Origin of the sequence: Haloplanus sp., from assembly GCF_028275055.1 — an archaeon.
Lineage (GTDB): Archaea > Halobacteriota > Halobacteria > Halobacteriales > Haloferacaceae > Haloplanus.
Genome location: NZ_JAQCNJ010000008.1, coordinates 1 through 9,604, shown reverse-complemented (window position 1 = coordinate 9,604; position 9,604 = coordinate 1). Strand labels below are relative to the sequence as shown.

14 protein-coding genes are annotated in these 9,604 nt (G+C 66.0%); 5 read left to right on the top strand and 9 right to left on the bottom strand.

Going from position 1 to position 9,604, the window contains the following annotated elements:
- Positions 1 to 783, top strand: a 783-nt coding sequence (locus Q0925_RS01035) for an alpha/beta fold hydrolase (RefSeq protein WP_299330922.1), incomplete at its 5' end; no start/stop codon positions are given.
- On the opposite strand, the gene Q0925_RS01030 is transcribed toward Q0925_RS01035, so the two are convergent.
- Together Q0925_RS01030 and Q0925_RS01025 are read right to left on the bottom strand one after the other, a co-directional pair.
- On the bottom strand, positions 776 to 1,150 hold the full coding sequence (locus Q0925_RS01030; protein WP_299330919.1) for a Zn-ribbon domain-containing OB-fold protein: 375 nt from the start codon (positions 1,148 to 1,150) through the stop codon (positions 776 to 778). The genes Q0925_RS01035 and Q0925_RS01030 overlap by 8 nt on opposite strands.
- Positions 1,147 to 2,313 carry a thiolase C-terminal domain-containing protein gene (locus Q0925_RS01025; protein WP_299330917.1) on the bottom strand — a complete coding sequence of 389 codons (1,167 nt, stop codon included), beginning with the start codon at positions 2,311 to 2,313 and terminating at the stop codon, positions 1,147 to 1,149. The genes Q0925_RS01030 and Q0925_RS01025 overlap by 4 nt, the downstream gene beginning before the upstream one ends.
- A gap of 174 nt (positions 2,314 to 2,487) precedes the next feature.
- On the opposite strand from Q0925_RS01025, the gene Q0925_RS01020 reads away from it, so the two are divergent.
- The 3 genes from Q0925_RS01020 to Q0925_RS01010 all read left to right on the top strand — a co-directional run bounded on the left by Q0925_RS01020 (position 2,488) and on the right by Q0925_RS01010 (position 5,040).
- Positions 2,488 to 3,804, top strand: coding sequence for a M28 family metallopeptidase (locus Q0925_RS01020; RefSeq protein ID WP_299330916.1), 1,317 nt, complete (start codon positions 2,488 to 2,490; stop codon positions 3,802 to 3,804).
- 72 nt (positions 3,805 to 3,876) lie between these two features.
- Positions 3,877 to 4,575 carry an ATP-NAD kinase gene (locus Q0925_RS01015; protein ID WP_299330915.1) on the top strand — a complete coding sequence of 233 codons (699 nt, stop codon included), beginning with the start codon at positions 3,877 to 3,879 and terminating at the stop codon, positions 4,573 to 4,575.
- 24 nt (positions 4,576 to 4,599) lie between these two features.
- Positions 4,600 to 5,040, top strand: coding sequence for a DUF7313 family protein (locus Q0925_RS01010; RefSeq protein WP_299330914.1), 441 nt, complete (start codon positions 4,600 to 4,602; stop codon positions 5,038 to 5,040).
- A 153-nt stretch (positions 5,041 to 5,193) separates the two neighbouring features.
- Here Q0925_RS01010 and Q0925_RS01005 read toward each other — a convergent pair whose 3' ends face one another.
- From Q0925_RS01005 to Q0925_RS00975, 7 genes are read right to left on the bottom strand one after another with little or no spacing between them, the layout of a single operon-like run.
- Positions 5,194 to 5,478 carry a DUF7314 family protein gene (locus tag Q0925_RS01005; protein ID WP_299330911.1) on the bottom strand — a complete coding sequence of 95 codons (285 nt, stop codon included), beginning with the start codon at positions 5,476 to 5,478 and terminating at the stop codon, positions 5,194 to 5,196.
- Positions 5,471 to 5,860, bottom strand: a complete 390-nt coding sequence (locus Q0925_RS01000; protein ID WP_299330909.1) for a DUF7315 family membrane protein — start codon at positions 5,858 to 5,860, stop codon at positions 5,471 to 5,473. The genes Q0925_RS01005 and Q0925_RS01000 overlap by 8 nt, the downstream gene beginning before the upstream one ends.
- Positions 5,861 to 5,866: 6 nt before the next feature.
- Positions 5,867 to 6,670, bottom strand: a complete 804-nt coding sequence (locus Q0925_RS00995; RefSeq protein ID WP_299330907.1) for a cytochrome bc complex cytochrome b subunit — start codon at positions 6,668 to 6,670, stop codon at positions 5,867 to 5,869.
- Positions 6,671 to 6,673: 3 nt separating this feature from the next.
- Positions 6,674 to 7,468, bottom strand: a complete 795-nt coding sequence (locus tag Q0925_RS00990; protein ID WP_299330905.1) for a cytochrome b — start codon at positions 7,466 to 7,468, stop codon at positions 6,674 to 6,676.
- A gap of 3 nt (positions 7,469 to 7,471) precedes the next feature.
- Complete coding sequence (locus tag Q0925_RS00985) at positions 7,472 to 7,858, bottom strand: DUF7318 family protein (protein WP_299330902.1); 387 nt, start codon at positions 7,856 to 7,858, stop codon at positions 7,472 to 7,474.
- A gap of 2 nt (positions 7,859 to 7,860) precedes the next feature.
- Positions 7,861 to 8,487 carry a halocyanin domain-containing protein gene (locus Q0925_RS00980; protein WP_299330899.1) on the bottom strand — a complete coding sequence of 209 codons (627 nt, stop codon included), beginning with the start codon at positions 8,485 to 8,487 and terminating at the stop codon, positions 7,861 to 7,863.
- A gap of 54 nt (positions 8,488 to 8,541) precedes the next feature.
- Positions 8,542 to 9,423: a DUF7319 domain-containing protein gene (locus Q0925_RS00975; RefSeq protein WP_299330896.1), complete on the bottom strand. Its 882-nt coding sequence runs from the start codon at positions 9,421 to 9,423 to the stop codon at positions 8,542 to 8,544.
- Between the two features lie 89 nt (positions 9,424 to 9,512).
- On the opposite strand from Q0925_RS00975, the gene Q0925_RS12455 reads away from it, so the two are divergent.
- Positions 9,513 to 9,604 (top strand): DUF7321 family protein (locus Q0925_RS12455; protein ID WP_422653620.1); only part of this gene is annotated, 92 nt, incomplete at its 3' end.

Below are 9,604 nucleotides of genomic sequence, written 5' to 3'. Positions count from 1 at the left end.
GTTGCATACGCCGAGGCCGGCGATGTGGACGACCCCGACCTCATCTGCCTCCACGGTCTCAATGCCGCCGGATCGTCCGGCGAGTTCCGTGAGATCGTCGACGCTCTCGCGGAGACCTACCACGTGATCGTCCCTGATCTCCCCGGATTCGGCCGGTCGGACCGTCCCGACATCCGGTACTCGGCGACGTTCTACGAGGACTTTATCGCCGACTTTCTCGCGGAGTTCGACGAGCCTGGGGTCGTTGCTTCGTCGCTCTCTGCCGCGTATGTCGCCCGCGCTGCCGACGAGTTTGGGGTCGATGTTTCCGCGCTCTTTCTCATCTGCCCGACGGCCGTTGCCGGCCCCGAACCACAGAAGGCGTGGCTCCGCGAACTCCTTCGCTCCCCTGTTCTCGGCGCCGCGTTGTTCAACGCCCTCGTCTCGAAGCCGTCGATCCGGTATTTCAACGCCGATCACGCCTACGCCGACCCCGCGGCCGTCTCCGAGGCGTGGACCGACTACCAGTGGCGGAGCACCCACCAGCCGAACGCGCGCCACGCCGTCGCCTCCTTTGTCGCCGGCCACTGTAATTCGACGCTGGAGCTCGGTCCGACCCTCCTGGCGATCGATGCACCCGTCACCATTGCCTGGGGCCGCGACGCGACCCTCCCGCCCCTGGCACGGGGCCGAGAGATTGCCGACGAGGCCGACGCCCGACTCGTCGTTTTCGATCGCGCGAAACTCCTACCCCACGTCGAGTACCCCGACGCCTTCGTCGAAGCGGTTCAGGAGGCTATCTGACCCGCAGGACGAGTAGCCCCTCGCCGGTCGTTTCGTTGGTGCCTTTGTCGGCCTCGACGGGCGTGTCGACGGTCACGTCCTCCGGATCTGTCCCCCTGACGACACCGGTGAGTCGCACGGGGCCGAACTCGGCGATGGCCGTCACGTACGGCTCTTCGTCGGCGAAGCTTGGGCCGGCGACGTGACAGACGGTGAACGTCTCGACCGTGCCTGACTCCGGGAGAGCGGCCCGGTCGAGGTCCGCCGCCGCACACTCGGGACACACCCGCCGCGGCGGGAGCGCGCCGTGTCCCTCCGGGCATTCGAGGTAGTACCCCTCATTTTCGCCCACGGCATCAAGCCACTCGTCGTAGCCGGCGTCGGTCATCGGTCCACCTCCAACACGTGGACGACGGCGGACGCGACGGTTCCCCCCGCGTTGTGTGTGACACCCACCGTGGCGTTCTCGACGTACTCGCTGTTGGGGTGGTCACCACGGAGTAGCCGCGTCATCTCGGCGATCTGACTCCCGCCGGTCGCTCCGACCGGGTGTCCTTTCGCCTTCAGGCCGCCCGAAAGGTTCACCGGGCGCTCGCCCGTCGCCGTTGTCTCGCCGCGACGCGCGGCACCGATCCCCTCGCCCGGATCGTAGAACCCGAGTCCCTCGATTGCCAGCACCTCCGCGATGGTGAAGCAGTCGTGGACCTCCACCAGATCGACCGCGTCCGCGGTCACCCCGGCGTCCTCGTACGCCTCGGCGGCCGCCCGCTCCGTCGCGGGCGTGACCGCGAGCTGCTTCCGGTTCTGGAGCGCGAGGCTGTCGCCACCCTGCCCGCTCCCGGTCACGGACACCGGGGCGTCGAGGTCGTTGGCCGCGGCGTACTCCTCGCTCACGAGCACCACCGCACTCGCCCCGTCGGTCACCGGACAGGCATCGAAGAGGCCGAGCGGTTCGGACACCATCGGCGCGTCGAGTGCCTCCTCGACGGTGATCTCCCGGTGGAACTGGGCGTACTCGTTGGGCATGGCGTTGTCGTGGTTTTTCATCGCAACGTGTGCGAGGTCCTCCCGTTCGCCGCCAAACCGGTCGAAGTACGCCCGCGCCATCAGGGCGTACGCGCCGGGGAAAGTGACCCCGGCCCGGATCTCGTACAGGTCGTCGGCGGCCGTCGAAAGCCCCTCTGTCACCTCCGCCGTCGAGAGGTTGGTCATCCGCTCACACCCACCTGCAAGCACCACGTCGTTCTCGCCGGAACGGATCGACCGCACGGCCTCCCTTATCGCGACCCCTGCCGACGCACACGCCTCCTCGTAGCGGGTCGCCGAACACCGACTCCCGATCATCTCGGCCATCAGTGGGGCTTGGTGGCCCTGCCGCTCGGCCAGCGACCCCATGAAGTTCCCGTAGTTGATCTCCTCGACGTCGTCGACCGGGACCGAGGAATCGGTCCGGGCGGCGAGGGCGGCCTCGGCGAACATATCGCGGCCGGTTCGCTCCGGATGCCGACCAAACTCGGTCAGTCCTACACCAGCGACTCGTACCCCTGTCATAGGTTCGTGTACGAGTGCGAACAAGTAAAGGCCTGCCGGATTCGACGACTCACACACCGTCGCCCCCGTTCCGGCCTCAACAACTGCCACCCACCCGCTCGACGTCCGACGTGTAACCGCCCCGCCCCCTGCCACACCCGAAACGGTTAGTCGCGCCGGGGCGCAGGTGGCCACATGACCGATTGGATCAGCGGCACGTTCACGAGCGACGTGGGCTGGGAGCATCTGGAGCGTCTCGTCGATATCGGCGACCGGATGGCCGGCGGGGCGGGCGAACGGGAAGGGTTGACCGTGACACGGGACGCCCTCGACAGACTCGGCGCGCGCAACGCCCACATCGACGACTTCGAGATTCAGGGGTGGACTCGATCGTCGAGCGGGGTCGACACCCCCGACGAATCCGTCGACACCACAGCCCTGCCGCGGAGCCCCGCTGGAACCGCGACCGGTCGTCTCGTCGACTGTGGGGACGGCCTTCCGGACGACTTCGACGCCGACCTTGACGGCGCGGTGGTCGTTGTCTCCTCGACCGTGCCCGACCACTACGACCGGTTCATTCACCGACGGGAGAAATACTACCGTGCTCTCGAGGCCGGCGCGGCGGCGTTTATCTTCCGAAATCACACACCCGGCTGTCTCGCACCGACCGGGAGCGTCGGCACCGACGACTCGCCGCTCGGCCCGATTCCCGCCGTCGGCATCGGCAAGGAGGCGGGGATCCGCCTGTGTCGACGCCATGCGGGCGACGAGGTAACGGTACGCGTCGACTGTGCGACCCCTGAGGCGACGAGCGGTGTCGTCCGCGCCGATATCGGTCCCGACACCGACCGGGCGGTCTATCTGACGAGCCACGTCGACGCCCACGACATCGCCGAGGGTGCCGTCGACAACGCCGCCGGGACGGCGACGGTCCTCGAGGTGGTCCGTGCGCTCCGTGCCCGCGACGCCCCGCTCGATCGACGGGTTCGGGTCGTCTGTTTCGGTGCCGAGGAGGTCGGCCTCCGCGGTTCGAAACGCGAGGCTGATCTGGTCGACCCCGACACGGTACAGGCCGTCGTCAACTGCGACGGCGTCTGCCGGGGCCGGACGCTTCAGTTCTACACCCACGGGTTCGACGCACTCGCCGCCGCCGTCAACGACGTGGCCGACCGGTTCGGCCACCCCGTCTCCGTTCGCCCGACGCCACACCCTCACAGCGACCACTGGCCGTTCGTCGTCCGGGGGGTTCCCGGACTGCTGGTGTCGAGCGAGGGCGACGAGCGGGGACGTGGCTGGGGCCACACCCGAGCCGACACGCTCGACAAACTCGAGCGCCGGACGCTCCGCGAGGGGGCCATCCTCCTCGCACCGCTCGTCGCCGCCCTCGCCGGTGCCGACCGGATCGACCGACGGTCGCCCGACGCCATCGCCGCGGACCTCGAACGTGGGAGCCTGGCCGAGGGGATGCGGGTCACCGGCGACTGGCCGTTCGGGAGCGGTGGGTCTTTTTAGCCTCGTGGAGCAACGTCGGCGTATGCAGCGGATCCGGCGCTTGCCGATCGGAGTTGTCGGGGAGGTGCGCCCGTGAACGTCGCTCTCCGGGGTGACGACCACACCGTACGGGCCGCCCTCGGTGCCGCCGACCCCGCGGTCGTTCCCGAGAACGGTGACCGGAGCGTCGACACCGTCCTCGCAGTCGGCGAGTCGGGCCTCCGTTCCGTCGCCGCCGACGTGCCCGACACGCCCGTGCTTCCCGTGGTCGATGGCGGCGGACGACACGCCGTCGACCGGCCGGCGCTCGACGACGCACTCGCCGCCGTCGCCGACGGCGACCATCGCATCGGCACCCATCCCGTTCTCGGCGTCCGGCGAGACGGTACCCCGGTCGGGCGACTCCTCCGCGACGCGGTGCTCGTGACCGCGACCCCTGCGAGCATCTCCGAGTACGGCTTCGACGGGGGCGAAACGACAGCGTCGGTTCGGGCCGACGGTCTCGTCGTCGCGACGCCGATGGGGAGCGACGGCTACGCCGCGTCGGCGGGTGGTCCGACCCTCGACACGACAGCCGGCGTCGCCGTCGTTCCCGTCTCACCGTTCTCGATGACGGCCACCGCTACGGTGGCCGACCCCGACACCGGACTCGCGCTCTCGGTGGAACGGGACGGGGATGTCGCCCTCTTTCTCGACGGGGTTCGACACGGCTCCGTCGGCGTCGACACCGATCTCCGGATCGAACGCGCCGGCTCCGTCAGTCTCGTGTCGATTCGAACGGAAAAGTTCTAATGAGTCACCGGCCCACTCCAACGTATGCAACCGCTACAGTTCGTCGTCCCGATCGGCGCCCTCGGGGCCCTTGAGCCGTACATCGCGCACGTGGTGTTGACGCTGGTGGTGGTGAACATGTTCACCCGTATCCGCGCACACGGCGTCCACAAGCGACGGGTCGAGAACGGTGCCGAGGAACTGAGCCGGTACGCGCCACACTCGCTGTCGACGCTCGCGCTGGTTCTCACCTCGTTCGTGTTCCTGGTCGTCGAACCCCACGGCGGCATGGTCATGTCGGTCATCGCCGTTGGCCTCCTGTTGACCGACTTTTTCGAGTTCGAGTCCCGGCAGGTCGAGGCCCGTAACAATATGACGTTCGAACGGCCCAAAGGCGCCGTCGCGGCGTCGTTGCTCGCCCTTCTGTACGCCGGCTACCAGAGCCTGTTCGTCTTTATCGAACCGCTCTGGAACGTTATCGTCTGACCGGTAAGGCTCCCATCGGCTCCGGTCGACACGCCATCCGCTACGACAGACCGTGTTCTTCGCTTTTGACTCCGATCGACGCCCGTGTCGGCTCCTGTGGGGTCAGCGATCGTTCGGTCTCGTGTCGGCACCACGGGCCGCGGTCTACGCCGGTTACTCCGCGTTGCGTCGATCGTCGATGGTGTCGCTGGCTTCGCGGACCGCCGGCAGAATGACCCAGAACGCCAACGGACCGAGGATCGCAAACCAGAACAGCGTGTCCATCAACCCGATTGCGAGGAGGTTGAACAGGTCCGCGTTCGCCGGACTCGGAGACGCCGGACTGATGAGCTGTCTCGTGCTCTCGAACCCCGGCGTTCGGTACCACCCCGCGAGCACGACCCAGCCAAGCCCGGCACCGGTGAAGATGCCGAGTCCTTTGATGAATTCGTCAGCCATTGTCCCATGATTCGTCGGCGTCCTCTTGAGGGTTTCCCATTCCACGAGCACGGAACCGGGTTCCCAGTACGTAGACACCGCCCCCGAACGTGATTGCGGCGAGTCCGGCCACCGCGAGCGCGGCGCTCAACACCGTCTCGGGGGGAGTGACGCCGAGTGTCCGGAGCGATCCAAACACGGCACGACGGAGGAGGCTGAGCCTGATGGTCGCGGCGTCGAGCAACACGAAGCCGACGACGACGCTGAGAATCGCGATGAGCGTCGAAAAGACGGTAACGGTCTTGTACACACGCATCGGGACGACCACGTCCCGCCCGCGCCCGTGTTCGTGTTCGTGCCCGCCATCGCGACGGTCCGTATCGTCGTCGGAAGAAGAGCCCATCCGGCGCTACTTTGGCGGCCGGAGCCGGTAGTACCGGCGGTTGAGGTCGTACATATACCCCTCTCGCATCGTCTTCAGCACCGCGTAGGTGACCGTCGTCGCCACGATGGGCAGGAGAAAGGTCAGATCGAAGAGCAGGTCGACGTCCATCGGCATCAGGTTCTTGACCGCGAGCAGGCTGATAGTGAACGCGAACACGATGCCGCCGACGCCCACGGCCGACCAGAACGGCTGTTCGACCGGGCGACGCGCCGATCCCTTGTTCAGGAAGGGTACGATGGCGACAAAGCCAACGACGACGACGTTCGCGAGCACGCCGTAGGTCCGGTCGGCCGTGATTTTTTCCCCGCCGAGAATGGCGAGTTCGGGGTTCAGCGGTCCGAGTTTCAGCAGGCCGAACGACCAGTAGAGATACCAGTCCGGCAGGATGATCGCCGGCGTCGAACTCGGGTTCGCCGGGCTACCGATGTGTGGCGGCATCGTCGCCGACAAAAAGAAAATCATCCCGGTAAAGAAGGCAGCGATCGAAAGGTTACGGACCGTCTCGTGGGGCCACGTCGGGAAGGCCAACACGTCGCGCTCGACGTAGTCGGACTCCGTTCGGAGGTCCTGATCCTCGCGTCGGGCGCGCTCGAAGTACTCGTAGGTGAGCCGCGAGAGGCCCGTGGTTCGTTCCTTGCGCTCGCGCCAACTCGGCGTCTCGTCGTCCGGCGCAACGATGCCGGGACCACCGCTTCCGTCGGTGCGAGCCTCGGTGCCGTCGGTGTCGGTGTCGGTGTCGGTGTCGGTGTTTGTGTTGGTGTCGCTCATTGGTTAGTGGGGTTCCGCGATGCCTTGCACCCAGACGATGCCGATGTGAATCGCGATCAGCGATGTCACGACGAACGGGAGCAGGAACACGTGGAGGATGTACATGCGTTGGAGCGTCGCCGGGCCGAGGGTGAACCCGCCGAACAGGAGTTGGGCGACCCACTCACCCGCCAGCGGGATCGACAACGACATTTCGACGCCGATCTGCCCGGCCCAGAACGCCAACTGATCCCACGGGAGCAGGTAGCCGGTGTACCCGAAGACCATCGTCAGGCTGATGAGAACGATGCCCAGCAGCCAGTTCAGTTCGCGCGGCTCCTTGTACGCCCCGGTGAAGTATACGCGGAGCATGTGAAGAAACACGGCCGCGACCATCACCTGTGCAGACCACCGGTGAATCGACCGCAGCATGAACCCGAACTGAAGATCCGTCATGATGAACGTGATCGAGTTGTACGCGGTGCTCGGGTCGCCGGTCTGTGCCGGCGCGTAGTAAAAGCCCAGTAGAGCCCCGCTGACCGCCGCGACGATGTACGCCAGCGTCGAGAACGAACCCAGCGCGTACAACGGGTACCAGTACCAGAACTTGTTGTCGAGGTCGTACTGTTCCGTGTGGCTCTTTGGCATCTGCATGTTAACCTTGTAGTAGAGGTTTTCGAGCAACTCCAGATAGTCGACGATCCGGAGCCGCTTGTCCATCCAGATGAGCGCCACCAGAAAGGTAGACTCGACGGGGGTCAGATCCTTCCGCTTCATCCACCCTTCGTGGTCCATATCGTCTTTTTCTTTGAGGCTCATTGGTTATCGCTTGTAGTAGGGGTACACCGCGCGTTTGACCGTGTCCCACGCGCCGTCCCCGATGGTTTCGCCGTCGACGCCGTCCTCGCGGATGTACAGGTCCTCCCATTTGCGACGGCGCTTCTTGACGATCATGACGTCGGGGAGAAACTCCTTACGGTACAACGCGAGAATAAACGCGAGGTCGACGAAGATTACGGCCAGCATGGCGCCGAGAAACATGTTGCCCGTTTCGCTGAGGCCCCACCCGCTCACGAGGCCGTAGGCGAACATGAACACGAACGCCACCTCGATGACCGTCAGAAGGACGACCGCGATGGCCGCTGCGGTGCTTTCACGCGCCGGTTCGTACCGATGAATATCGCCGTAGGTGCTACCACTTGATGACATGTTCACTCACCTCGTCCGGTTCCGGTGTGCGGTGACTCGCCGTATTTCAGGACGTAGAAGCTGAATATCAGCGAGACGATAATGCCGAGAATCGTCGCCGCGCCGACCCAGTGGGCTTGGATCGGCACGCCGAGCGTGTGAAGGTCGACTCCACCGCCTTCGCCGCCGCCGCCACCACCGCCGGAATCGGGGATGTCGCCGGCGACGACGACGCCTTTCATCCCCAGGCCGCGGTGGGGCTGGCAGAAGTACTTGGCGACGGTCGCCTCCTCAAAGGTCTGCTCGAAGGTGAACCCGGCGTCGGCGGAGAGGTCGCTTTCGAAGTCGCCGCCTTCCTCGGCGACGACGTTGTGCTGGCCGCCTTCACCGGTCCACTCCCAAACGACGGTCGTTCCGGGGTCGACCTGGACGGCCGCAGGATCGAACCCGAAGTTTCCGCCGTTGCCTTGGGAACCGACCGAGATGGTTACCTCGTCCTGGCCGGTCGCGTCGGCAACCTCACTGTAGTTGCCCACGTCGCTCATCCAGCCGTCGAACGACGCCTGCGCCGCGGCTGGTGTTGCCGTCGCGGCGGCCGTTCCGGCGGCGGCGGACCCACCGGCTACCCTCAGGAAATCCCGCCTGTTCATACAGGCAAATGTCGGAATGGGACGCGCTTAAACCCACCGACTCATCAACGGAGATCAGTCGGGATCGGGCGACGTGCCGCCTGCGGGGGCCGTCTCCGTCGACTCGTCGGACTCCGCCGATCCTTCCTCGATCGGGGGCAGAAAATCCGGGCGGTCGTTCTCGTCGACGCCGACCGCTCGCAACCGGTTTCGGAACTCCTCGGCACGGAATCGATCCGACAGGCGGGCGTTGGCGACAACGGCAAACAGAAAGATGCCGATACCGACGAACACCAGACTCACGACCGGCGGGACGAGATTGACGACTCCCCGTGCCGTCGGGACCGCGTCGGTGAACAGCCACGCCGCGACCAGTCCGAGGCCGGTCAGGATCTGTGCGAACGCGATGAACTGGAGCAGGTTGTTGCCCAACTGTCCGGTCCCCTCGGGGACATCGCTCGGATCGGGCAGTGACACGTCGTCGGGCGCTTTGGGCACCTCGTAAGACTCCATCGAACACAGCGCCACCGTCGGCTTCACGTCCCGCATCACCGTTCCCCGACCCTCGACACTCCCGTCGGGGGCGACGATAGCGTACCCTTCATCGGAGTAGGCGACCAGCCGTTCCTCGCCCTCGGCCCCGGCCTCGAAGCGTTCGACGACGGCAAACACGTTGCGGGTGGCGATCCGACCCTTGAGATCCTGTTCGACGCGGTCGAGCAGTTCCGGGCCGACGACCCACGTCTCGGGGTCGAACGCCGCCTCCCACTCGTCGACGCTCATCTCGGCCATGTCCTCCGGGCCGAAATCGTCGAAGTCGTACTTTTCTTCGACCTGTTGGCGGAGCGTCTCGACGTCGGTTTGAACCTTCTCTCCGTCCTCGCCGCCGCCCTCGCCTGTTGTCGAGGGCGGGGCGTCATCGGTCCCGTCGGTCGACGACGGTGACGGATCGGCCATCGGTCGTAATTGGACCCACAGCATCATACACCTTCCGACCTCGGCCCGGAGTCGGACCCGTTTTAACGCCACCGTCCTAGCGGTAAACGATGGTAAGTGAGGCGACAACGGCGACCCTCGCCGGCCTCTCAGTGACGGCGAGCTTTCCGTTCTACCTCTACGGGGCGTGGATCGTCATCGA

Coding starts and splice junctions, on each gene's coding strand:
- Q0925_RS00990 (WP_299330905.1), bottom strand. CDS start 7,468: ATGAGCCTCAAAGAAAAAGACGATATGGACCACGAAGGGTGGATGAAG.
- Q0925_RS00975 (WP_299330896.1), bottom strand. CDS start 9,423: ATGGCCGATCCGTCACCGTCGTCGACCGACGGGACCGATGACGCCCCG.
- Q0925_RS00995 (WP_299330907.1), bottom strand. CDS start 6,670: ATGAGCGACACCAACACAAACACCGACACCGACACCGACACCGACACC.
- Q0925_RS01020 (WP_299330916.1), top strand. CDS start 2,488: ATGACCGATTGGATCAGCGGCACGTTCACGAGCGACGTGGGCTGGGAG.
- Q0925_RS00985 (WP_299330902.1), bottom strand. CDS start 7,858: ATGTCATCAAGTGGTAGCACCTACGGCGATATTCATCGGTACGAACCG.
- Q0925_RS01025 (WP_299330917.1), bottom strand. CDS start 2,313: ATGACAGGGGTACGAGTCGCTGGTGTAGGACTGACCGAGTTTGGTCGG.
- Q0925_RS01010 (WP_299330914.1), top strand. CDS start 4,600: ATGCAACCGCTACAGTTCGTCGTCCCGATCGGCGCCCTCGGGGCCCTT.
- Q0925_RS01030 (WP_299330919.1), bottom strand. CDS start 1,150: ATGACCGACGCCGGCTACGACGAGTGGCTTGATGCCGTGGGCGAAAAT.
- Q0925_RS00980 (WP_299330899.1), bottom strand. CDS start 8,487: ATGAACAGGCGGGATTTCCTGAGGGTAGCCGGTGGGTCCGCCGCCGCC.
- Q0925_RS01005 (WP_299330911.1), bottom strand. CDS start 5,478: ATGGCTGACGAATTCATCAAAGGACTCGGCATCTTCACCGGTGCCGGG.
- Q0925_RS01000 (WP_299330909.1), bottom strand. CDS start 5,860: ATGGGCTCTTCTTCCGACGACGATACGGACCGTCGCGATGGCGGGCAC.